The organism is Pedobacter sp. Hv1, from assembly GCF_001412215.1.
Classification (GTDB): Bacteria; Bacteroidota; Bacteroidia; order Sphingobacteriales; family Sphingobacteriaceae; genus Pedobacter.
This window is the reverse complement of sequence record NZ_LLWP01000004.1, coordinates 775835-799078: the sequence shown is the minus strand read 5'-3', so window position 1 is coordinate 799078 and position 23244 is coordinate 775835. Positions and strand designations below refer to the sequence as shown.

Here is a 23244-nt window from a genome sequence, read left to right as displayed (position 1 = left end):
CCATATCATGGGAAACAAGAAAAAAATCATCGTTGCAATTACCGGAGCCAGTGGTTCTATTTACGCCAAACTCTTATTAGATAATTTAGTAAAACTCTCCGATCAGATTGAGAAAGTAGGAGTAGTGATGTCTGATAATGCCAAAGAAGTATGGCGATATGAGTTGGGCAACGAAGAATATGACAATTATCCATTTACCTTTTACCATAAAATGGATTTCAATGCCCCTTTCGCCTCAGGTTCGGCCAAGTTTGATACCATGATCATCATTCCTTGCTCAATGGGAACTTTAGGCCGTATCGCCCATGGCATTTCTAACGACCTCATTTCTCGGGCAGCCGATGTCATTTTAAAAGAACGAAGAAAATTAATTGCCGTAGTACGAGATACCCCATTTAGCCTGATCCATATCAATAACCTTAAAACCGTTGCAGAAGCCGGAGGAATCATTTGCCCAGCCAACCCATCATTTTACAGTTTACCCAAAACCATCGAAGAAGTAGCCCAAACCGTAGTCAACAGAGCAATAGACCTAGCAGGCTTAGAACAAGACAGCTACCGCTGGAATGAGAATGATTAGCTCATTGGGCATTGGTTCATTAGTAAAAAGTACCAAGTATAAAGTACTAAGACTTATTAGTTCATTGGTCATTAGTATAAAGTACCAAGTAAAAAGTATAAAGACATCATGCTAACCTGTTCAATAGTTCATTAGTAAAAAGTACTAAGCAGAAAGTAGTTAGTACCAAGTATAAAGATTTAGCAAAGCATACCAATTTTGTGAACACATTTAACAAACATCACATTTTGTGAATAAATCAACTTATAACTTAAAACGTACAACTTTTAACTTTACACTTTCAACCTTTAACTCTAGTTCCATTTTACCTTTTCCATCGTCCATTTACCATTCCCTATTTCCTCCAAGCTATTCTCTATTTCCTATTACCCATTCCCTCCACCTATTCTAATATTCTTGTAAGGTTTCTAACTCACTGCAAATCTCCTGTCTTAATACTCGTCTCAAATTCTTATCTTTGCATCCTCCATGAAAAAAGTTGCATTTTATACACTTGGCTGTAAGCTAAACTTTTCAGAAACCTCAAGTATTGGTCGTTTGTTTACCGATGCAGGTTATGCTGTAGTTGAATTTACCGATGCTGCAGATGTATATGTGATCAATACGTGCTCCGTTACAGACCATGCAGATAAAAAATGCAGGAAAGTTGTCAAAGAAGCCTTGAAATATTCGCCGAACGCTTACATTACCATTGTAGGATGTTATGCACAGTTAAAACCAACAGAAATTGCTGAAATTGAAGGAGTTGATATGGTTTTAGGTGCTGCAGAGAAATTTAGGATTGTTGAATTTATTTCAGATCTGACCAAAAATCCAAAGGCGATTGTACACCAGCAAAACATTGAAAAAGTAAACCATAATTTTATTGCAGCCTATTCTATTGGCGATAGAACCCGTACTTTTTTGAAAGTTCAGGATGGTTGCGATTACCCATGTACCTATTGTACCATTCCATTGGCACGCGGTGGAAGTAGGAGCGATACCATTGAAAATGTGGTGAACCGAGCTACCCAAATTGCTGCAAGTGGAGTAAAAGAAATTGTGCTAACCGGGGTAAACCTTGGCGATTTTGGTATTCGTGAAGGAAAAAGAGAAAATAAATTCTTTGACCTGGTTAAAGCTTTAGATGAAGTAGAAGGGATTGAAAGAATTCGGATTTCTTCAATTGAGCCAAATTTACTGAGCAATGAAATCATTGAGTTTGTCGCAACATCCAAAAGATTTGTACCTCATTTTCATATTCCATTACAGTCTGGATCTAACAAGATTTTAGGCTTGATGAAAAGACGCTACCAACGCGAACTCTATACCGAGCGTGTAGCCAAAATTAAAGCAGTAATGCCAAATTGCTGTATTGGGGTAGATGTAATTGTTGGTTTTCCGGGCGAAACACACGACGACTTTTTAGATACCTATCAATTCTTAAATGAATTGGATATCTCTTATTTACACGTGTTTACCTATTCAGAGCGTGAACAGACTGAAGCTGCCGAAATGAAGGGCAAAGTAGCAGGTAGCACACGATTTGACCGGAATAAAATGTTGCATATCCTTTCCGATAAAAAAAGAAGAGCCTTTTATCAATCGCAAATTGGTTCTCATGCTCAGGTACTTTTTGAAGACGATCAGAAAAATGGATACATGCATGGTTTTACCAAAAACTATGTAAAAGTAAAGGCCAAATACGACCCAATTATGGTCAACGAGCTTAAAAATGTCAAATTGGTTGAGCTGTTAGCAGATGGTGAGGTTGAAGTAGCCGAACTAGAAACAGTTTACACACATTAAATCAGTTCCCAATTAGCAATTGAAGGTTGACAGTTAATATCATCAACTGAAAACTCAGAACTGAAAACTGAAAACTCTTTATTATCTTCGCCTAAACTTTTGACTATGTTTCCTACCGTTTCCCATTTCTTAAACTATCTTTTTGGCATTGATGTGCCACTTCCATTTAACACTTTTGGTGTTTTTGTTGCCTTAGCTTTTGTAGCTGGTTATTGGGCTTTTTCTGAAGAGCTAAAAAGAAAAGAAGCATTGGGGATATTGCATCCAACAAAAAGAAAAGTAACCATTGGCGAGCCTGCACATATCGTAAGCTTATTAACCAATGCCTTTTTCGGTTTTTTGGTTGGTTATAAATTAATTTATGCCTTATTAAACTACAAACTTTTTGTAAGCGATGCACAAACTGTTTTGCTCTCTACAAAAGGAAATATATTAGGTGGTATTGCATTAGCAGCATTATTTGCCTATTGGGAATACAGAGAGAAAGAAAAAGCAAAATTACCTAAGCCAAAAACGGTAGAAGTTACCGTTCGTCCGCATGAGCTGATGAGCAATTTAATTGTTTGGGCAGCAGTTTGGGGCTTTTTGGGCGCCAAAATTTTTGACAACCTAGAACATTGGGATACTTTTATCCAAGATCCGATAGGAGGTTTGCTATCATTTAGTGGTTTAACCTTTTACGGAGGTTTAATTTGTGGTGGAGCAGCTGTTTTGTATATCGCTAAAAAAAATGGCATCAAACCATTACACATGCTTGATGTGGGTGGAGCAGGTATGATGTTAGCTTATAGCGTGGGCCGTATTGGCTGCCATATGTCTGGAGATGGCGATTGGGGTATTGTCAACTTAAACCCAAAACCTTTTAGTTGGTTGCCAGACTGGTTGTGGGCTTATACCTATCCCAATAATGTGGCTAATGAAGGAGTACGGATGGCCAATTGTGTAGGCAAGTTTTGTAACGAATTGCCACAGCCTGTATATCCAACGCCAATTTATGAGGTGATCGTCGCCTTCATTTTATTCCTGATCTTATGGAAAATTCGTCGCCAAATTAATTTACCAGGCATGATGTTTGGAATCTATCTGATGATGAATGGTGTAGAACGTTTCTTTATCGAATTGATCCGTGTAAACTCAAAATATACAGTAGCTGGCATTCCTTTTACACAAGCAGAATTAATCTCAACCATCTTATTCATTTGTGGATTATTACTTGTTGTATTTTCTATCAAGAACAAAGAGAAACATGCAAACTACTAGCAGATGGATTACGAATTATTGTGCTCAAAAGTAATTGCAATTACCCGCTTAACAGGTAATTTTATTCGTAAAGAATCGATGTCATTCGAGGCTAAATCGATAGAATACAAAGGTTTGAATGATCTGGTGTCTTATGTAGATAAAAATGCTGAAAAACAATTGGTCAGAAACTTAACCAAGCTGTTGCCAGAAGCTGGATTCATTACAGAAGAAGAAACGGTTAATGTAACAGGTAAAACCTTTACTTGGATCATTGATCCTTTAGATGGGACAACCAATTTTATCCATGGCATTCCAACCTATTCAATCAGTATTGCGCTATATGAAGAAGGACAGCCCGTAATTGGTGTAGTATACGAAATCAATAGGGGAGAAATGTTTTTTACCTATAAGGGAGGAGCGGCCTATCTTAACAATAAAGAAATTCGCGTTTCTAAAGCTACAGATCTTTCACAATGTTTGTTGGCAACCGGATTTCCTTATTACCAATTCGATAAACAACCACAATACATTCAATTATTTACCGAAATGATGCAGAAGTGTCATGGACTAAGGCGAATTGGCTCTGCGGCCGTAGATTTAGCTTATGTGGCTTGTGGGCGTTTCGATGCTTACTTTGAATACAACTTAAATGCGTACGATGTTGCAGCAGGTGCCTATTTGGTGCAACAGGCAGGAGGTACCATCTTGAACTTTGCAGGTGGAGAAGAATTTTTAGAAACACGGGAAGTGTTGGCTACCAATAATCTGGTTACCGAAGAGATTTTGGCGACAATCAAAAAATACTTTTAAGTGTTGGTCGGGATTTCAAATCCCGACCCATTTTTGTTTCGTGTCGACACGAAACAAAATAATAGAATAAAAAAAAGTCGCAACCAAAGGTTACGACTTTTTTATTTCTATTGAATCTTGCAATTATAGTGCTTCAGAAACTACTTCTTTAACTTCTGGCACCATTCTTTGCAATAAATTCTGGATACCCGATTTTAAGGTAATGGTAGAAGAAGGACAACCACTGCAAGAACCTCTCAATTCTACAGTTACCACACCTTCATCAAATGATTTATAGCTAATGGCTCCACCATCTTGCTCTACAGCAGGGCGAACATAATCGTGTAAGATCTGCTGAATTTTAATTTCTAGGTCAGATCCTTCAAAATTAGGAGCTTCATCAGCGGTATTTTCTTTTATTTTAAGTTCAGATTCTACAGCACCTTTAACAAATTCTTTTAAAATGGCTTCAATATCTGTCCATTCAGCATCTTCAGTTTTAGTAACGGTTACAAAGTTACTGGCAAAAAATACGCCATTAACAAAGTTGAATTTGAACAGTTCTTTAGCAAAAGGAGAGTGCTCGGCACTTTCTTTCGTCGCAAAATCCTCACTACCGTTAATTAAAAGTTTATTCACCATAAACTTCATGGTAGCCGGATTAGGAGTTAGTTCTGTATATACGTTAATAGTCATGTCTATAATTTTATGCTACAAAAATAATTAATTCAACTACCAAATGTAGCTAAGGGTTGTCTGTTTTAGGTCATTTATAAAATGATGCCTTTAAACACACCATTTAAAAGCCAAAACTCACCACTTAAAACGTATAACTTATTACTTAAAACTTACTACTTAGAACTTATAACGGACCACTTAACACTTACTACTTAGAACTTATAACGTACCACTTAAAACTTAAAAAATCCCAGTATAATTAAAAGGTGTAATTTGTTTTAGTTCTGCTTTAATGCTATCATTCACGTCCAATTCATCAATAAATACAGCCATGGTTTGTGCAGTAATTTTCTGATTGGTACGGGTTAATGCCTTTAAAGCTTCGTATGGATTTGGATAAGCCTCACGTCTTAATACCGTTTGAATAGCCTCTGCCACAACAGCCCAATTGTTTTCTAGATCAGCTTCAATAGCCTCATTGTTTAAGATAATCTTATTTAAACCCTTTAAAGTAGAGCTAATGGCAATAATGGTATGAGCCATCGGAACGCCAATATTTCTTAGTACTGTTGAGTCTGTTAAATCTCTTTGTAAACGAGAAATTGGCAATTTAGCAGCAAAGAATTCAAACAAAGCATTGGCAATTCCGGCATTTCCTTCGGCATTCTCAAAATCGATAGGATTTACCTTATGTGGCATGGCCGAAGAGCCAACTTCGCCTTCTTTGATTTTTTGTTTGAAATAATTTTTAGAAATATAAGCCCAAATGTCCCTGTCTAAATCGATAATGATATTGTTAATTCGTTTTAAAGCATCACATTGTGCAGCAAATTGATCATAATGTTCTATTTGCGTAGTGTATTGAGCACGATTTAACCCTAAAATTTCATTCACAAAATTGTTTGAAAACTGAACCCAATTGGTTTGAGGATAAGCAATGTGGTGTGCATTGAAATTTCCTGTCGCACCACCAAATTTAGCATTGTTCGGAATGTTTTTTAAGTTTTGCAATTGAATATTTAAACGCTCGGCAAAAACCATAAACTCTTTACCCAATTTAGTTGGAGAGGCAGGTTGACCATGCGTATGGGCCAATAAAGGAATGTTTTCCCATTCTTTAGCCAAATCACTTATTTTTTCAATCAAATCTGCAATTGCAGGATAGTAACTTTCTTCAAGGGCAAGCTTAAAGGTATAAGGTATGGCGGTATTGTTAATGTCTTGTGAAGTTAAACCGAAGTGGATAAACTCTTTATAAGGTTGTAGGTTCAGTTCATCGAACTTTGTTTTAATGAAATACTCTACAGCTTTTACATCATGATTGGTAATGCTCTCTGTATCTTTTACCTGTTGTGCGTCGGCATCGTTAAAATTTTGATGAATTGCCCTAAGTTTGGTATATAAATTTTTGTCAAAAGACTCCAAACCTGGAATTTGAGCTTCACATAGTGCAATGAAATATTCGATTTCTACAAAAACGCGATATTTGATTAAAGCAGATTCAGAAAAATAGTCGGCAAGTTTAACAGTTGTCTTTCTATAACGGCCATCTACTGGAGAGATAGCTTGGAGCGGAGATAAATTCATTGAATTGAAATTGATACAGCCGCAAAGTTAACATTTATCAGGCATTTATGGTAGTTAAACCCTGATAAAAAGGTCTGGAATCAAAAAAGTCCTGACAAATTGCCAGGACTCTTTTATAAGTTTTACTAGAAACTAGTGTTTTGCTGCTGCTTTAGTAGTATCAGCTGCTGCTTTAGTAGTATCAGCTTTAGTAGTATCAGCTTTAGTAGTGTCAGGAGCCATTGCGTTAGTATCAACTGCTGGAGAATCAGTTGCGTCTGCTTTTTTCTCAGAGTTACAAGCTACAACTGATAAAGATAATGCTAAAGCTACAAAGCCTAATTTGAAGAAATTTTTCATTTTAATTTTCTGTTTAAATAATTAATTAATTTTACATGTTAATACTGCAAAGTTAAAAAGGTAACCCGCAAATGTGAAAAAAAGTTAAAATTATTTTCGTTTAGTGCTTCTGTGTTATGGAATCAGGCTTTACGATTGCTTTATTTGCTACAGAAGTGTCTTGTTTTAAGGTATCTAGCTTCAAAGAGTCTACTTTATTCGAGTCTACAACTCCCGCTTTCGGACTGTTACCAAAGAATTGACATGAAGATAAAATTAGGATAAAAGTGATGGCCAAAAGGCTAAATCTAAATAAGTTTTTCATAGGTAGTGTTTTAAAATTTTTAAATTAATGATTGTTGATTTTTAAACTTAATGCACAAAAAACAAAAAGGTGACCTGAAATATATATTTAAATTTTAGAGGTTACCATTTGCAATTTGCAGGTATTAACGGATGATGTTTTTGTGCAAAAGATGATGGAATAATATGGAACTATTTTTGTGCTGTTGAAAAGAGAAACAACCATGGGAAACGTCTTTTTAAAACAAAAAATAATTTTTTTGCCTATCATTGGGTTACCATTCACGTTTAAATGTATTAATTGGTGAGTATTAAGTTAAGCAGTTCAGTTCCAACAGATAGAGAAGTAGTATTAGGTATACTTAACAACTCAGAAGAAGCGCTAAATAAGTTGTATACGGGGTATTTTCCGATGGTTTTGCAATTTATATTGAATAATAACGGTGATGAAGACGATGCAAAAGATGTGTATCAGGAAGCGATCATTGTATTATATAACAAAATTAAAAGCGGCAATTTTGAGCTCAGCAGTAAATTAAAAACCTATTTGTACTCGGTAAGCCGACGCATTTGGTTGAAAAAATTAGCACAGCAGAGCAAAAAAACAAATAACATCGCCGATTTTGAAGATGTGCTGGCAGTAGATGAAGATATAGAACAGCATGAACAAAAAGACATGCAGTTTGACAAGATGAAAGTGGCCCTAGAGAATTTGGGCGAACCTTGCAAAACGATAATCCAGGATTTTTATATCCATAACTTATCAATGCAGGATATTTGTGAAAAATTTGGCTATACCAATACTGATAATGCCAAAACACAGAAGTATAAGTGTTTACAAAGATTAAAGAAGTTATTTTTTCAATCCTAAAATGAGAAACGACATACAATTAGAATCGATTATTGAAGATTACTTAAATGGTAAACTTAATCCTGCAGAGCAAGCCGCTTTTGAGCAATTGAGGAGTAATGATCCAATTGTTGACCATAAAGTTGTTGCCCACAAGGTTTTCTTAGAGTCGATGCAACAATATGCCGATGTTTTATTGTTGAAACAACAAATGGATGCTGCACATGATCAAATTGATGTAGTTTCACTAAGTGCCCAACTTAAACCACACTCATCTAGAATTGTAAGGTTCTGGAATAATTATAAATCTGCTATTGCCGTTGCTGCATCGTTCTTGATCTTAGTAAGTGTAGTGGTTTTAAACCAGAATAAACAAGAAGGCAGTTTTGAAGCCTTAAATAGAGATGTATCGCAGATTAAAAAATCACAAAATAGTTTAATCAGAGACATTAAGGCCAATTCGCAGAAAACAAATATCACTCCAGCAAAATATGGAGGTACTGGTTTTGCCATTTCAAGCAATGGTTATATCTTAACCAATTTCCATGTAATTAAAGACGCTGATTCTTTATATATCCAAAATAACAAAGGTGTTTCTTTTAAGGTTAAAGTCTTTTTTACAGATGCAGCAAATGATATTGCCATCTTAAGGGTTATTGATCAATCTTTCCGTAACCTAGGTAGTTTACCTTATAATATCAAAAGATCAAGCACAGGTATCGGCGAACCAGTATATACTTTAGGCTATTCAAAAGATGATGCAGTTTTGGGAGATGGTTATGTGAGTTCTAAAACAGGTATCAATGGCGATACTTTAGCCTATCAGATTGCTATTCCTGTAAACCCAGGTAATAGTGGTGGACCATTATTAGATAACAATGGCAACATTGTAGGAGTGATCAATGGCAAAGAAAATAAAACAGATGGCGCTGCTTTCGCGGTAAAATCTAAATATATCATGGAGGCTTTAAATGCAATTCCTCAAGATTCGTTAAGTAAAAGAGTAGCTTATGGTAAAAGAAGCTCTTTACAAGGTTTAAAACGTAATAAACAGGTAGAAAAAATACAGGATTACGTTTTTATGGTTAAAGTATATAATTAACTCTAAATAATTATAAATTTGAAAGCCCTGAAACTTTAATTAAGTTTTGGGGTTTTTCATTTATAAACAAACTGATATGGAATTTGGTAGAGTTGCCGAAGAAGAAATCAAACACATTGATTTTACCTTACCTGCTGATGGCGAGCAAACAATGTTGACTTTAAAAGGTTTAGCGCCTGTAGCTCAGCCTGCTTATTATGTAGGTTGTGCCAAATGGGGCAGAAAAGAATGGAAAGAACTCATCTATCCAAAAAAGACCAAAGAAGCAGATTTTTTGGGCGAGTATGTGAAACACTTTAATTCGATTGAGTTGAATGCCGTATTTTACAGTGTACCCAAAGAAGAGCAGATTTTAAAGTGGAAAGAAATGGTAGACGCCAATACCAAAGGCGATTTTATGTTTTGCCCTAAATTTTCTAGAACGATTACCCATATCAAACGTTTAAAAGACACCGATTATTTAACAGACGAATATATCAAGGCTATTTCTGCTTTTGGTAAATATTTAGGCCCATGTTTTTTGCAGGTAAGCGATAATTTTGGACCAAATAATATCGATGTTTTAGAAAGTTATCTCGAAAAATTACCAAAAGATTTAAAGGTATTTATTGAAGTGAGGCACAAAGACTGGTTTATTGGTGAACATAAAAAACAATTGTTCAGCCTATTGGCAAAAGTGGGTAAAGGAGCAGCCATTACAGATGCCAGTGGGAGGAGGGATTGTGTACATATGGAATTGCCAACCCCAGAAGCTTTTATCAGGTTTGTAGGCAATGGTGGCAAATATTTAGATTCTGATAAAGCCAGAGTTGATGAATGGGTAGTGCGGATTAAACAATGGTTAGCGGAAGGATTACAACAAGTATACTTCTTTTTGCACCAACATGATGAGGCCGATACCCCATTAATTGCAGATTATACCATCCAAGAGTTTAATAAGCATTTAGGTAGCGATTTGTCACGGATAAATTTTATTACACCCGATAAAGGATTATTCTAATGGAGTTTTTGTAACTTCAAATCATATATTAATTTTAGGATTTAAAACAATTGACCATGAGTTTAAGACTTGGAGATACAGCACCGAACTTTAAAGCGATAACTTCTATCGGAGAAATAGATTTTTACGATTATTTAGGCGAGAGTTGGGGCGTATTATTTTCGCACCCGGCAGATTATACACCTGTTTGCACTACAGAATTGGGACGTACCGCATCCCTAAAACCAGAATTTGACAAAAGAAATGTTAAAGTTTTAGCTTTGAGTGTTGATTCGGCAGAATCGCACAAAGGTTGGATCAGCGATATCAACGAAACGCAAAACACCAATGTAGAGTTCCCGATTATTGCAGATCAGGATAAGAAAATTGCAGATGCCTACGATATGATCCATCCAAACGCTTCGGAAACGATGACTGTACGTTCATTGTTTGTGATTTCTCCTGATAAAAAGGTTAAGCTAATGATTACTTATCCAGCCTCTACAGGAAGGAATTTTGTGGAGATTTTAAGAGTGATTGATTCATTGCAATTAACAGCACAGTATAGCGTAGCCACACCTGCCGATTGGCAAGATGGCGAGGATGTGATTGTGATGAACAGCATCAAGACAGAAGATATTCCTGAGCGTTTCCCAAAAGGGCACACGGTGATCAAACCTTATTTAAGAACCACACCACAGCCTAATAAGTAAATTATAAATAATTATTTTATTTCAATTTTTTTGTAATTAACTTTAGTTCAGTAACAATTAAATTAATTTTCAATACAATTACAGTTTTATGAATACCGGAAAAGTAAAATGGTTTAATAGCCAAAAAGGTTATGGTTTTATTGTTTATGATGGCAATAAAGAAATTTTTGTTCACTTTAAAGATGTAGAAGGTGGTATTGAAGGGATTAAAGAGAACGATGAAGTAGAATTTGAAACCGCTGAGGGTAAAAAAGGTTTACAGGCAGTAAAGGTTAGAAAAGCTTAATTCTGTACATATAAAATTTCCAATAAAAAAGCCCTAGATTTTGTATCTAGGGCTTTTTTGTTTAGCCTAAGCTATTGGCAAATCTCGTTTCATAAATTTTAAGCTGTTCTTTTAGGCTTTTGCTCAAGGCCTGTTGATTGTGCATGTCTGTGATTTGATCTAGGTTTTGTAAAACATAAAAACCTCTTCTAATGTCGTTGATAAAAGCTTGTTGCTGGCTTGGCTCTAACGATAAAATATAATCAAATTCTTGTGCCAAATATTTCGAGGTTGTTTTAACAATCTGGCTTGCTTTACCCTCATCTTTCAAATAATAAAGGTTTTGAACCAAAGAGATTTTACCCAACGTATCAGAAATTGAAGAATTGGTTAATGGTAACTTGTTTAAACTCTTGTTAACGACTGCCTTTGCCTGAGCAATTTGATTGGCTTGGAGCAGGTTAGCCGTTAAGGTATTGGCATAACTCCAAGTTCCTGATAAAATACGTCTGCTTTCTGGATCCAGGTATTTTGCATTTTTAAAACCGTCCAATTCAAAATTTAGGTAATGTTGATAAGCCAAGGCTGTATTGGTTTTGTCCAATTTATCTACCTTAGGGTCTGGTTTTAAAGGCAACAGGCGATAAGTATAGCCTTCTTGATATAAGTATTTTTCTAAGCCCATATAAGTATCTTCAGAAACACCAACAGAAAAATAGATTGGTCTTTTCCAATTGTTGTTGGCAATGATATCAAACATGGCCAAATCTTTCTTAAACACATATTTTTCTTTAAAATCCCAATCCAATTGCGTGGCAATTTTATCTTTATCGCTAGCAGCTACTGTTTTGGTAGCAATAATTTGATCAGCATTGATGCTCAGTTTGAGCTTACGTGTAGGCATAAAGTTCTCGTAACTGCCGTCATTCATCTGTATTTTATCGGCTTGGTTATCAGAAGTAAGGATAGAAAGCAAATCGCCAAGCTCAACACTATCGGTAATGCCATAATCAACATATGGTAAGTAATCTCTTACTCCATCTTTGTACTGGCTATTTTTTAGGCTAATGGGTAGCGGAGCAGATAGGTTTTGCTGTCTTTTCATCTGATCGATATACGAACTGGTGGAAAGGAATTGCAAGCACACCACCCTTACATCGGTACGAATACCTTCCACTTCTTGGGCATACCATAATGGATAAGTATCATTGTCTGCATTGGTAAACAAAATGGCATTTGGTTCGCAGCTGTTAAGGTAATTTTTGGCCATTTCAAGCGCAGTTGTTTTTCCGCTTCTATTGTGGTCATCCCAGCCTTGTACCGCCATTAAAACTGGTGCAATTAACATACATGTAGCTGTGGCAACAACAAGGCTCATTTTATTTGACGAAATACGAGCTAAAATGTCTTTTACAGCCAATACCCCAATTCCGATCACAATGGCAAAAGCATAAAAAGAACCCACATAAGCATAATCACGTTCTCTAACCTGCAATGGGTCTTGGTTAATGTATAAAATAATGGCAATACCGGTACAAAAGAAAAGTGTGGCAACTACTAAACCATCTTTTCTGTTTTTTTTAAAGAGGTAACCAATGCCTAAAAGGCCTAAAATTAAAGGGAGCCCATAAAATAGATTATTACCAGCATTTTGGGTAATACTTTCTGGTAACTTGCTCTGGTTGCCCAAATGTAAGGCATCAATTGGTTTGATCCCACTTACCCAGTTTCCCTGATGGATGGCACCTTGCCCTTGCTCATCATTTTGCCTGCCAATAAAATTCCATGAAAAATACCTCCAGTACATAAAACCCATTTGGTAGCTATTGAAAAAGCCAACATTTTGCCAGAATGTAGGTGTCTGTTCATCACCTAATCCCATCCAACTTTTATAAAAGTCTATGTGTGGCTGTTTATTGCTATAGGTTCTTGGAAAAAACGTGTTATTGTCGTAAATGCCTTTGTAGGTTTTTCCACTTACTTCATATTTTTTATCGCCTCTGCGGTAAGTTAAGCCAGTTTCTTTGCTGTCTATAGGTTTCGAATTATAAAATTGGCCATAAACCAAAGGTTTTTCTTCATATTGTTCTCTGCTCAAGTAGCCGTGTAAAGACATTGGGCTATCTGGACTAGAGAGATTGATATTTGGTTTGGCATTAGATCTGATAATGATCATGAAATAAGAACTAAACCCAAATAAAATTAAAGTAAACATCAACAAACCTAAATTTAGGCGATACAGTTTCTTTTGGATACTGTAATAAATGGCCACACCTAAACCTGCAAATAAACAGATGATAAATAGGAGGGCACCAGTACCAAAGTCCATTCCAAATGAATTGACAAACAATAAATCTGCTTTTGCAGCAAATAACACCACATATTGGATCACTCCAAACTGGACAATGCCCAATAAGAAACAACCAATTAAAAAGGCTTTTGTGGTACCCCAAAATGTTGGTTTGTCTGTTTTTCTGAAATAATAAACCAAACTAATGGCCGGAATAACCAATAAACTTAACAGGTGCATACCAATAGACAAGCCAATGATTAAGGCAATAAACAATAACCATCGGTCGTTCATCTGCTCTTCCCATTTCAAAATAGCCCAAAATACAATGGCAGTACACAGCGTAGAAATAGCATAAACTTCTGCCTCAACAGCCGAAAACCAAAAAGTATCTGAAAATGTATAAGCAAGTGCACCCACGGCACCAGCGGCAATAATGCTCCAGATGTTAAGTGTTGATAGATTTTCTGTGGTTCTTTTTACAATTTTAAGTGCAATGGCATTGATGCTCCAAAATAAAAAAAGTATGGTAGCCGAACTAGAAATTACGGAAACAAAATTGACCCAATAGGCAACCTTAGCCGTATTGTTGCCTGCCATAAGCGAAAATAATTTGCCGATCATTAAAAATAATGGGGCACCTGGCTGGTGACCTACTTCTAACTTAAAGGCGGCAGCTATAAATTCGCCACAGTCCCAAAAACTGAGGGTGGGCTCCATGCACAACCAATAAACAATGGTGGCAAAGGCAAAAATAACAAAACCAGAAATGGTGTTAATGCTGTTGAATTTCTTCATGAGATGAGTTTTAGGGTCTAATCAAAAATACCTCATCACTTATTGCTATGCTGTTAAAAGATGTTAAAGAATGTTAAAATTGTTTATTGGTCAATGGTTCGTTAGTCAATAGTTCATTGGTTCATGGTAATTGTACTCAACCTATTTAAACCATTAGTTATTGACTACACTAATAATGTTGGATAATTTTTGTTTTAATTACCATATAGCCGTTTTGAGACTGCGTGAAAATGAGAAAGTCATCATGGCTTGAAGTGATTTTATATTTTTTAACCAGATTTTCAGCTTTTTCTGGAAAATTTCTAACAATTACATTGCCTTTTAAAGATTTTTCTTTTTTCAATTCATTTAAACTGAGTAAAGACTCGATTTCAAAAATCCTACCTAAAAAATCTGATTTAATTTCTGGGGCAAAATACAATTGACTTTGTTGATGCAGTTTTTCTAATCCAAATTTTGTAGCAATGAGATTAAATGCTCCACTTTTTAAAAGGGCAACATCTGGTTCGTACAAATAACCAGCAGGTGCGTTACTGCTCATCTCTAGCTTTGTTTTGAGCTCGCCAATTGGAAAGGCAAAGGTTTTTACATTTTCATTAATTGTAGCACAAATAATTTGGGTTTCGGCGGTATGGTTTCTATCAATTACCCAAAGTAGTTCCTTACATTCATTTTTAACACTTACAATATGGATTTCGCTTACATGGTTAAGTTCGCTCAAACCTGCGCTAATGTCTAAAAGTGGCGCAGTTTTGATAATGATGCGTTGTGCTTTTTGTAGAAATAAGGCTAAATGTTCAGTAACATCTGGGGTGCAATCCTTTAACTTAAAAACCTTATTACTATGGCTTCTTCTAGCTGGGTCTATGTAAATGGTATCAAACTTTAAATGGGTATTTTGTAGAAATGTAATGCCATCTTCAGCCAAGATGTGAATATTGTTGCTACCTAAAATTTGAGCATTATGTATGGTAATTGCTGCTAATTCGGGGTTGATTTCGCAACTGTATACATGGTCAATTTTTTTTGAAAAGAAGTAGCTGTCTACGCCAAATCCTGCGGTAAGGTCTATTAGTGCATTTCCGATAGCCAAATTAGCTTTATAAGCAGCCGTAGATTCAGAAGAACATTGCTCGATTGATAGGAGGGCTGGATAATAAATCCCTTCTGTATTAAACCAGGTTGGAAGTTTGTTAATGGACTTTTTTTTAGCGGCAATTTGTCCGGCCAGTTCAGCAGCGCTTACATTTTCGAAAACAGGTTTAGCCAAAGCGATCTTGTTTACATCAGCATTTAAATTTGCATTGATGTATGCTTGTACTGGTTTGGCTAAAAGTGCTTCATTCATCCCCACTATTTAATTAAGCAATTTGAGGCTTATCTTTCATCACAATCTGGCAGGTATGTCTGCTCTTTACTTCCAATAGTACATCTTTGTTTACAATTACGCGATCAATAGTTTGTTGGTTGTAATAACGAATAGTAACCAACTCTAAGCCCTTGTTGTATTTTACCTTAAAGGTTTCAGATAGATCCTCAATCAATTGTTTAATCTTCGCCTCATCATTGTCTACACTCACCGAAAAACTAATGGCAGAGTTGAGCATGGTATTTACTTTTACCTTGTTTTTGTGAAGGATATTGAAAATATGGCTTAGGTTTTCTTCAATAATGAAAGAGAAATCTTTAGGAAAGATCGAAATTAAAACCTGATCTACCTTAAAAATGAAAGAGGGTACAGGTAAAGGTGTAGCTATTCCGGTAATGGCGGTTCCTTCTACGTCTGGTTGAAGAAAAGAACGCACATAAAGTGGAATATTTTTATTTTGAATAGGTTTGATGGTTTTTGGATGGATTACCGTAGCACCATAATAAGTTAGTTCTATGGCATCGTGATAGGAGAGCTCTGGAATTTTCTCCGTTTCATCAAACCATTTTGGATCTGCATTGAGTACGCCTGGTACATCTTTCCAAATGGTCATTGAAGTTGCATTTAAACAAGCACAGAAAATAGCTGCCGAATAATCAGACCCTTCTCTACCTAAAGTACTGGTAAAGTTTTCGCTGGTGCCCCCAATAAAGCCTTGGGTAACCACAATTCCCTTGTCTAAATAAGTAGGCAGGTGCTTTTGGATTTCTTGCTCGGTTTTATCCCAAATTACATTGGCTTCGCGGTAATTGTTATCTGTTTTGATGTAACTTCTGGCATCGGCCCAAATGGTAAAACAACCCACTAAATTTAAGTAGGCGGCCACAATTTTTGTAGAAACCAGCTCGCCGATAGATACAATCTGATCGTACAGGTAATCAGCACTATCATTTGCTTCTTCTTCTAAGAGCCATTCAATTTCTACAAATGTGTTCGCTACATCATCGTAAACTGGGTTTTGATGATCTTCGAACAAAGTGGTAATGATTTGGAAATGATAAGCTTTGATTTCTTCAAATAATTGATGAGAGCGTTCGTCTCCATTTACATGGGCCCAAGTTAATTCTTCTAATTTATTGGTCATTTTTCCCATGGCAGAAATCACGATCAATAAATTGTTAGCTGGATAATTTTGGACAATTTTGGCTAAATTTTTAACACCTTCTGCGTCCTTTACCGACGCGCCTCCGAACTTAAATACTTGCATTAATTTGTTGATGTTAAAATGGTATGGGGTTTAGCAATTTCTTTTAAAGCAGAGAATGGAACAATCAATTCAGTTGTACCAAAAACATAGGCTTTAATCTCGTAAGGGTTATAAAGAAATACCAAGCCTTTATCGCTTACATAAAAATTTTGGGCCAAGGCAAATATGCCTTTGTCAAAAAAGTATTTGTCGGCCAATGGTGCTGTTGCACTTAATTTTTCATTCTTTCTAAAAATGCCTTCGGCAATGCTCAACAACTTAGGTTTTTGACTGGCGTCAATCAGCGAATCTAAGGTAATGGGCTGATTGGTTTTTGGGTTGTAATTGATATACGAGATATTGGTAATGCCATGCGCACCACCAGCATAATCTGAGTGCATGTATTGCATAGCGATGTAATTTGAAGTTTGTCTCAATACCTTAATGTCAATCTGTAAAAACCACCATTGGTGCGTGTCTTTATTTTCGGTATAAAAACTATCATATCCCTTGATAAAACTATTCACAATATCCTGATAAGAGCTCACAGCTTGATCTTCTTTCGAGAAATAATCAAGCACTTGTCTGTTGATATAAGTATTGAGGTCTTTATTTTCAAAAATAGGATATTTGATACTTGCTTTTGCTGTATCGGTATTTTTATCCTCCTTAATAACGTATTTACTATATACCTTAACCGAATCGTATTTATAAGTTAAAGTATCAACTTTAGCATCACCGCTAGCAGTGGTATCTTTTTTTTCATTGGTACAAGCTACAAAGATGCTTGCTGCAATAAAAAATAGGGCTAATTTTTTCATAGGCTTTTTGTTTGTGCTTTAGAGAATGATGCATTTAACCAACCATTTTCTATATAAGCGTTATATTTATTGTAAAAATTGATAGCAGGTTCATTCCAGTCTAACACTTGCCAAGTCATACCGTTGTAATTGTTGTCTCTAGCTTCTTCAATTACCTTTTCAAATAATATTTTACCTACACCTTTTCCTCTGTAAGCTTCGGTTACAATAAAATCTTCTAAGTATAAACGACAACCTTTCCAGGTTGAGTATCTGGTGTAAAATAAGGCGAAACCGATAATTACCTCATTTTCTTCTGCAACAAAAGCTTTCCAAACCGGTTTTTCTCCAAATCCTGCATCAATAAATTCGGCCAAAGTTACCGTTACTTCTTCAGGAGCTTTTTCATAAAGGGCCAACTCATTAATCAGCTCGAGTAAACGAACACAATCTTTTTCTACTGCTACTCTTAAATTAATTTCCATCTGCTGTTTTCCAATGTTTAATTACCCTTTTACCAAATATATTACTTCCAATCCTTACAATGGTGCTTCCTTGCTCAACGGCAATTTGGTAGTCTGAAGACATGCCCATAGAAATTTCTTTAAAACTATCTTCTTTTCTAAAAAAGCTCAGCTTAATGCCATCAAAAAGTACTTTCAACTCCTGAAATTCTGCTTTTGTCTGTCCATCAAGGGCGGTGTTGGTGGCAATGCCCATTAAACCGATGATCCTTACATTTTTCAAAGTTGTAAATTCTTCCGAACGCAATAGTTCAATAGCTTCATCAAAGCCCAGGCCAAACTTCGTTTCCTCATCGGCAATGTAAATCTGTAACAAACAATCAATTACCCTGTTGTTTTTTGCGGCTTGTTTGTCAATCTCTTTTAAGAGTTTTAGACTGTCTACAGATTCGATCAATTTAATAAAAGGAGCAATGTATTTTACCTTATTGCTTTGTAAATGACCTATTAAATGCCATTCAATATCTTGTGGCAGTTGAGCTTGTTTTTCCACCATCTCTTGTACCAGATTTTCGCCAAAAACTCTTTGACCTGCATTGTAAGCAGTTAATATAGCTTCTGCTGGATGGTTTTTAGAAACGGCTACCAACTTAACCCCCGCTGAATCTAATTCATTTTTATATTTCAATAAGTTATCTGCAATGCTCATTTATCAGTATTTTTGGTAAAATTAATAACCTTAGCTCAATTTGACTAAGAAATAAGAAAGGTTTTGTAAATAATGAAGAGATTTTTTGCCATCATCATATCTTGTATGCTATTATATGCTTGTAAACCAGGCATCCCTAAAGAGATCATTCAGCCAGATCAAATGGAGAAAGTATTATTTGATGTGCATGTAGTAGATGGCTACGTTACCACAATTGCTAAAAAAGATTCTGCAACATTGGTAGCTTCGGCTTACTATAAGGGCATTTATAAAAAATTTAGTATTGATTCTGCTTTATATGCTAAAAGCATGAATTATTATTACGACCATCCAGACATCATGGAAAAAATTTACCAACAAGTAGAAAAAACCTTTGCTAAAGAAAAAGCAAAAAATGATAAAATGGTTAATGCAGAATCGGTAAAAGAGCAAGAAAGGCTTGCAGCACAACAGAACCCATTGTTGGTTATAAAATATTTAGATATTCAAAATGCAGGGGCAAAGCGTACAGGACCTGCAGTGGGTTCAAACCCATTTTTTTTAGTGCACTAACACCAGTATAAAGTATGTTATATCCAGAAAATTGCCAAGAGAGATTGGGTTTTAATGAAGTGAGGCAAATGGTTCATCAACATTGTTTAAGTACAATGGGGCAAGCATTGGTGAATAAAATGCAGGTGATGACCAAATATGATCAGATCAATAAATTTCTTCGCCAAACCCACGAATTCAAGAGTATTTTAGAAAACCAGGAACCTTTACAGATCAGTACCTTTTTTGACATTAAGGCACTAGCCGATAAAATTAGGGTAGAGGGAACTTATTTAATGGAAGAAGAACTCTTCCAGATCTATGCTTCTTTACAGACCGTATTTTCGGTGATTAGATTTTTTGACGAAAGAAAAGAAATCTATCCAAACTTAGAGGCGCTGTTTGAGCATTTGCCCATCGAAAGAAATATCCTTAAAAAAATAGAAGCAGTTTTAGACCCTAAGGGGAAATTGAAACCAAATGCTTCGCCAACATTACAAGAAATTACCGCTGAAATTGCCAAAGGCGAGCAAGAAGTTCGCAAAAGAATGGACTCCATCTATAAAATGGCAGTTGGTAAAAATTGGGTGGCCGATGGAAGTTTAACTATCCGTGATGGGCGAATGTGTATTCCTATTTTAGCAGAAAATAAAAGAAAACTGAAAGGTTTTATCCATGATGAATCTGCCAGTGGGCAAACGGTTTATTTAGAACCTGAAGAAGTTTTTACCTTAAACAATAAACTTCGCGACCTAGAATTCGACAAACGCAGAGAGATCATTAAGATTTTGATTGCTTTGACCAACGAATTGAGGCCATACACGCCTTTATTGTTGTCGTACCATGGTTTTTTAACTAAGCTTGATTTTGTTAGGGCTAAGGCCTTGTTTGCTATTGATATTCAGGCAAATATGCCAGTGTTGTTAAAAGAACCTAAAACTAGGTTGACCAATGCCCGCCATCCTTTATTGTTGCTTTCTTTTGCGCTAGAAAAAAAGACAGTGGTGCCTTTAAATATTCATATCAATGAAAATTTAAGGATTGTATTGGTTTCTGGGCCAAATGCCGGGGGAAAGTCTGTTTGTATGAAAACAGTAGGCTTGTTGCAGATGATGATGCAAACAGGTTTATTGGTGCCTGTTGATGAGAGCAGTGAAATGGGTATTTTTGATCAGATTTTTGCAGACATTGGAGATGACCAATCAATAGAATCCGATTTGAGTACCTACAGTGCACACTTAACCAAAATGCGTTATTTTGTGGAACATGCCTCACCCAAAACATTGGTGTTAATAGACGAATTTGGTACCGGAACTGATCCGCAATTTGGTGGGCCAATGGCCGAAGCAGTATTAGAAGTATTGAACAATAAAAAAGTTCGTGGTGTAATTACAACCCACTATTCTAACCTGAAGTTGTTTGCCGGAAATACAGATGGTCTAGAAAATGCATCCATGCTGTTTGACAATGCAAAAATGAAGCCTTTATACATTTTGGATATTGGTAAGCCAGGAAGTTCTTACGCCTTTGAAATTGCTCAAAATATAGGTTTGCAAAAGGAAGTATTGCAATTGGCCAAAGAGAAGACAGGAACCAACCAGAATAGTATTGATAGTTTATTGGTTGATTTGGAGAAAGAAAAACGACAAATTCACGAAACCAAAATCACCTTAGCCAATCAACAAAACAAGGTGAAGAACCTCGTTGCTGAAAATGAAAAACTCAAACTGTTTTTAGAAGAGAATAAAAAAGTACTGATTAAAGAAGCCAAACTCGAAGCCCAGAACATTGTACGTGAAGCCAATAAATTGGTAGAAAATACAATTGCTGAGATTAAAGAAAAACAAGCAGATAAAGTGGTAACCAAAGAACTGCGCCAGAACCTACAGAAAAGCTTGGTTAAAAACGAAGTGAAAGAAGAACGCAAACCTGTGGTGAAGATAGACAATTCTATAATAGAGGTTGGCGATTGGGTACAATTGGTAAATACAGAAACCAGTGGGCAGGTTTTAGAGATTAATAGAGATAACTTGGTTATTGCTTTGGGCGATCTAAGGTCTGTAGTAAAGAAAAATAGAGTGCAAAAAATTAGCAACCGCCAAGCTAAAAAGGTAGTGCAAAGCAATTCTTTTTCAGGACGTATTTCTGAGGCCATTACCAACTTTAAGCCAGAATTAGATTTACGTGGTATGCGTGGCGAAAATGCCCTGCAAGAAGTAGAAAACTATTTGGATAAGGCCATTATGTTGGGCTTTCCATCGGTTAAGTTAATTCATGGCAAAGGCGATGGCATTTTAAGGAAATTGATTAGAGATTACCTTAAAAAATTTAAAGAGGTAACCAAAGTGGAAGATGAGCATGCCGATAGAGGAGGAGATGGGATTACTTATGTATACCTAAACTAATGTAAGCTCAGGTTAAGGAGCCTAAACTTGGAACTATGTCAAGCCAAAGCACCACCTCACGTTCCACTAAAAGCGGCCTTGGCCTGTTCGGAATGCAGCAATAGGCCTAAGTACTTTCTTTAAAAGAACAGGGCGCAGCCGTGGATTTTTTTGCATACTTTTTTCATCTACAGGAAAAAAGTTTGTCTGCGAAGCAATATAGTTACCAAAGAGGAGAAAAAAATAAAAACTCATTTTCTTATCCCTAAGTCCAGTTAAACCAAACTTTAAAACTAAAATACCCTAATGTTGTTATCTTTAAAACATTGGGGTTATGAAAACATTCTTATTTTACCTTGTAATTGCAATTTCATGCGTTGCTTGTAAAAAGAGCAGTTCCGAAAATGAGGAAGTAGGAACCTTACCAGATGTAACACTCAAAACAAATGTATTGGTGTCTGGTTTGGTTAATCCTTGGGAAATAGTTTATGGTCCAGATCAGTTCATTTGGTTGACCGAAAAGAGTGGCAAAATTAGTCGCTTAAATCCGCAAACAGGTGCAGTAAGCCCTTTACTCACTATTAGTGAAGTTCGAGTAAATGGTGAAGGTGGTTTGTTGGGCATGGCGCTTCATCCAGATTTTGCTACCAATCCGTATGTATATGTAGTGTATAATTATGGTACAACTTATAAAGGCAAAGTTGTGCGTTATACTTATTCAGGTGGAGCTTTAAATAATCCTCAAATTTTATTAGATCAAATTCCGGCAGCATCTATCCACAATGGTTCTCGATTGTTGATCAATGCCAATAAACTTTTCATCACCACTGGCGATGCATCAGATACTTCAACACCACAAAATAACACCTCAATTTCTGGTAAAATATTAAGGATAAATTTAGATGGAACCATTCCTGCCGATAATCCAAATCGCAATAGCCCAATTTGGACATCAGGCCATCGCAATCCACAAGGTTTAGTGCTCGTTAGTAGTAAAATCTTTTCTTCAGAACATGGTCCAGATTCTGACGATGAAATTAATGTAATTGAAAAAGGAAGGAATTATGGTTGGCCAAATGTGAAAGGTTTTTGTAATGAGCCCAATGAACAAGCTTTTTGTACCCAAAATAATATCGTAGAACCATTGATCAATTGGACACCAACCATAGCGCCAAGCGGCTTAACGTATTACAATTCAAATTATATTCCGCAATTTAAAAACTCTTTGTTGCTAGCCGTATTAAAGGGATCGAAATTGGTACAGCTCAAATTAGATGAAACGCAATCCAGAATTGTTGAAACAAAAGATTTTTATGTGAACAGTTTTGGTAGGTTAAGAGCGGTTTGTCAATCTCCGGAAGGAAAGATCTATATCTGTACCAGTAACGGAAGTAACGATAAAATTATCGAAATCACAAAATAGCTACACTAGTTTTTAATTTGACAAAATTACGGCTAA

The 23244-nt window shown here is 36.0% G+C and carries 21 protein-coding genes; 12 read left to right on the top strand and 9 right to left on the bottom strand.

What is annotated here, in order from left to right:
• The first annotated feature begins 7 nt into the window (after positions 1 to 7).
• The 4 genes from AQF98_RS11335 (at position 8) to AQF98_RS11320 (ending at position 4420) form a co-directional block, all read left to right on the top strand.
• The gene (locus AQF98_RS11335) at positions 8 to 580 is read left to right on the top strand and encodes a UbiX family flavin prenyltransferase (RefSeq protein ID WP_055132044.1); all 573 of its coding nucleotides are present in this window, start codon (positions 8 to 10) and stop codon (positions 578 to 580) included.
• Positions 581 to 1048: 468 nt separating this feature from the next.
• The gene (gene mtaB, locus AQF98_RS11330) at positions 1049 to 2368 is read left to right on the top strand and encodes a tRNA (N(6)-L-threonylcarbamoyladenosine(37)-C(2))-methylthiotransferase MtaB (RefSeq protein WP_055132043.1); all 1320 of its coding nucleotides are present in this window, start codon (positions 1049 to 1051) and stop codon (positions 2366 to 2368) included.
• Between the two features lie 105 nt (positions 2369 to 2473).
• Positions 2474 to 3628: a prolipoprotein diacylglyceryl transferase gene (locus AQF98_RS11325; RefSeq protein ID WP_055132042.1), complete on the top strand. Its 1155-nt coding sequence runs from the start codon at positions 2474 to 2476 to the stop codon at positions 3626 to 3628.
• A 3-nt stretch (positions 3629 to 3631) separates the two neighbouring features.
• Positions 3632 to 4420, top strand: a complete 789-nt coding sequence (locus AQF98_RS11320; protein WP_055132041.1) for an inositol monophosphatase family protein — start codon at positions 3632 to 3634, stop codon at positions 4418 to 4420.
• A 123-nt stretch (positions 4421 to 4543) separates the two neighbouring features.
• Here the strand turns inward: AQF98_RS11320 and AQF98_RS11315 are convergent, their stop codons facing one another.
• The 3 genes from AQF98_RS11315 to AQF98_RS11305 all read right to left on the bottom strand — a co-directional run bounded on the left by AQF98_RS11315 (position 4544) and on the right by AQF98_RS11305 (position 7003).
• Positions 4544 to 5095, bottom strand: coding sequence for a NifU family protein (locus AQF98_RS11315; RefSeq protein WP_055132040.1), 552 nt, complete (start codon positions 5093 to 5095; stop codon positions 4544 to 4546).
• Positions 5096 to 5317: 222 nt separating this feature from the next.
• Positions 5318 to 6664, bottom strand: a complete 1347-nt coding sequence (purB, locus tag AQF98_RS11310; protein WP_055132039.1) for an adenylosuccinate lyase — start codon at positions 6662 to 6664, stop codon at positions 5318 to 5320.
• Positions 6665 to 6796: 132 nt separating this feature from the next.
• On the bottom strand, positions 6797 to 7003 hold the full coding sequence (locus AQF98_RS11305; RefSeq protein ID WP_055132038.1) for a hypothetical protein: 207 nt from the start codon (positions 7001 to 7003) through the stop codon (positions 6797 to 6799).
• 586 nt (positions 7004 to 7589) lie between these two features.
• On the opposite strand from AQF98_RS11305, the gene AQF98_RS11295 reads away from it, so the two are divergent.
• The 5 genes from AQF98_RS11295 to AQF98_RS11275 all read left to right on the top strand — a co-directional run bounded on the left by AQF98_RS11295 (position 7590) and on the right by AQF98_RS11275 (position 11215).
• Positions 7590 to 8156, top strand: coding sequence for an RNA polymerase sigma factor (locus AQF98_RS11295; protein ID WP_055132036.1), 567 nt, complete (start codon positions 7590 to 7592; stop codon positions 8154 to 8156).
• A gap of 1 nt (position 8157) precedes the next feature.
• Positions 8158 to 9237, top strand: coding sequence for a S1C family serine protease (locus tag AQF98_RS11290; RefSeq protein WP_055132035.1), 1080 nt, complete (start codon positions 8158 to 8160; stop codon positions 9235 to 9237).
• A gap of 76 nt (positions 9238 to 9313) precedes the next feature.
• Positions 9314 to 10237: a DUF72 domain-containing protein gene (locus tag AQF98_RS11285; protein WP_055132034.1), complete on the top strand. Its 924-nt coding sequence runs from the start codon at positions 9314 to 9316 to the stop codon at positions 10235 to 10237.
• 56 nt (positions 10238 to 10293) lie between these two features.
• Positions 10294 to 10929, top strand: coding sequence for a peroxiredoxin (locus tag AQF98_RS11280; RefSeq protein ID WP_055132033.1), 636 nt, complete (start codon positions 10294 to 10296; stop codon positions 10927 to 10929).
• A gap of 88 nt (positions 10930 to 11017) precedes the next feature.
• Positions 11018 to 11215, top strand: coding sequence for a cold-shock protein (locus AQF98_RS11275; protein WP_055132032.1), 198 nt, complete (start codon positions 11018 to 11020; stop codon positions 11213 to 11215).
• A 61-nt stretch (positions 11216 to 11276) separates the two neighbouring features.
• Here AQF98_RS11275 and AQF98_RS11270 read toward each other — a convergent pair whose 3' ends face one another.
• The 6 genes from AQF98_RS11270 to AQF98_RS11245 all read right to left on the bottom strand — a co-directional run bounded on the left by AQF98_RS11270 (position 11277) and on the right by AQF98_RS11245 (position 18870).
• Positions 11277 to 14282 carry a DUF2723 domain-containing protein gene (locus tag AQF98_RS11270; RefSeq protein ID WP_055132031.1) on the bottom strand — a complete coding sequence of 1002 codons (3006 nt, stop codon included), beginning with the start codon at positions 14280 to 14282 and terminating at the stop codon, positions 11277 to 11279.
• Positions 14283 to 14451: 169 nt separating this feature from the next.
• Positions 14452 to 15630 (bottom strand): class I SAM-dependent methyltransferase, encoded by a 1179-nt coding sequence (locus AQF98_RS11265; protein ID WP_055132030.1) that lies wholly within the window; start codon positions 15628 to 15630, stop codon positions 14452 to 14454.
• 13 nt (positions 15631 to 15643) lie between these two features.
• Entirely contained in the window at positions 15644 to 16918 is a 1275-nt protein-coding gene (locus AQF98_RS11260; protein WP_055132029.1) for an aspartate kinase, read from the bottom strand.
• Positions 16918 to 17718, bottom strand: coding sequence for a DUF3298 and DUF4163 domain-containing protein (locus AQF98_RS11255; RefSeq protein WP_055132028.1), 801 nt, complete (start codon positions 17716 to 17718; stop codon positions 16918 to 16920). The genes AQF98_RS11260 and AQF98_RS11255 overlap by 1 nt, the downstream gene beginning before the upstream one ends.
• Positions 17715 to 18182 carry a GNAT family N-acetyltransferase gene (locus tag AQF98_RS11250; protein WP_055132027.1) on the bottom strand — a complete coding sequence of 156 codons (468 nt, stop codon included), beginning with the start codon at positions 18180 to 18182 and terminating at the stop codon, positions 17715 to 17717. The genes AQF98_RS11255 and AQF98_RS11250 overlap by 4 nt, the downstream gene beginning before the upstream one ends.
• The gene (locus tag AQF98_RS11245) at positions 18172 to 18870 is read right to left on the bottom strand and encodes a YggS family pyridoxal phosphate-dependent enzyme (protein ID WP_055132026.1); all 699 of its coding nucleotides are present in this window, start codon (positions 18868 to 18870) and stop codon (positions 18172 to 18174) included. The genes AQF98_RS11250 and AQF98_RS11245 overlap by 11 nt, the downstream gene beginning before the upstream one ends.
• Positions 18871 to 18942: 72 nt before the next feature.
• Here AQF98_RS11245 and AQF98_RS11240 point away from each other — a divergent pair, with 72 nt between their 5' ends.
• The 3 genes from AQF98_RS11240 (at position 18943) to AQF98_RS11230 (ending at position 23208) form a co-directional block, all read left to right on the top strand.
• Positions 18943 to 19422, top strand: a complete 480-nt coding sequence (locus AQF98_RS11240; protein WP_055132025.1) for a DUF4296 domain-containing protein — start codon at positions 18943 to 18945, stop codon at positions 19420 to 19422.
• Between the two features lie 14 nt (positions 19423 to 19436).
• Positions 19437 to 21806: an endonuclease MutS2 gene (locus AQF98_RS11235; protein ID WP_055132024.1), complete on the top strand. Its 2370-nt coding sequence runs from the start codon at positions 19437 to 19439 to the stop codon at positions 21804 to 21806.
• Positions 21807 to 22119: 313 nt separating this feature from the next.
• Positions 22120 to 23208 carry a sorbosone dehydrogenase family protein gene (locus tag AQF98_RS11230; RefSeq protein ID WP_055132023.1) on the top strand — a complete coding sequence of 363 codons (1089 nt, stop codon included), beginning with the start codon at positions 22120 to 22122 and terminating at the stop codon, positions 23206 to 23208.
• The last annotated feature ends 36 nt before the right edge of the window (positions 23209 to 23244 follow it).